This is a genomic window from Ursidibacter sp. B-7004-1, from assembly GCF_053654055.1.
Genome location: NZ_JBSIUP010000091.1, coordinates 1 through 461, shown reverse-complemented (window position 1 = coordinate 461; position 461 = coordinate 1). Strand labels below are relative to the sequence as shown.

The 461-nt window shown below is 36.4% G+C and carries 1 protein-coding gene; it reads right to left on the bottom strand.

From position 1 onward, the window contains the following. The coding region (locus ACWIW0_RS11360) for a hypothetical protein (RefSeq protein WP_454453402.1) at positions 1 to 461 on the bottom strand (461 nt) is incomplete at both ends.

Sequence of the window (461 nt, the reverse complement as noted above, 5' to 3'; positions counted from 1 at the left end):
AAGTCTCTGATTGTCGCATTTTCAGTAACAACAAGATCTTTAGTCTTGGTCGTATTGGTTACGTTTAAGTCTCTGATTGTCGCATTTTCAGTAACAACAAGGTCTTTAGTCTTAGTCGTATTGGTTACGTTTAAGTCTCTGATTGTTGCATTTTCAGTAACAACAAGATCTTTAGTCTTAGTCGTATTGGTTACGTTCAAGTCTCTGATTGTCGCATTTTCAGTAACAACAAGGTCTTTAGTCTTAGTCGTATTGGTTACGTTCAAGTCTCTGATTGTCGCATTTTCAGTAACAACAAGGTCTTTAGTCTTAGTCGTATTGGTTACGTTTAAGTCTCTGATTGTCGCATTTTCAGTAACAACAAGATCTTTAGTCTTAGTCGTATTGGTTACGTTTAAGTCTCTGATTGTCGCATTTTCAGTAACAACAAGGTCTTTAGTCTTGGTCGTATTGGTTACGTT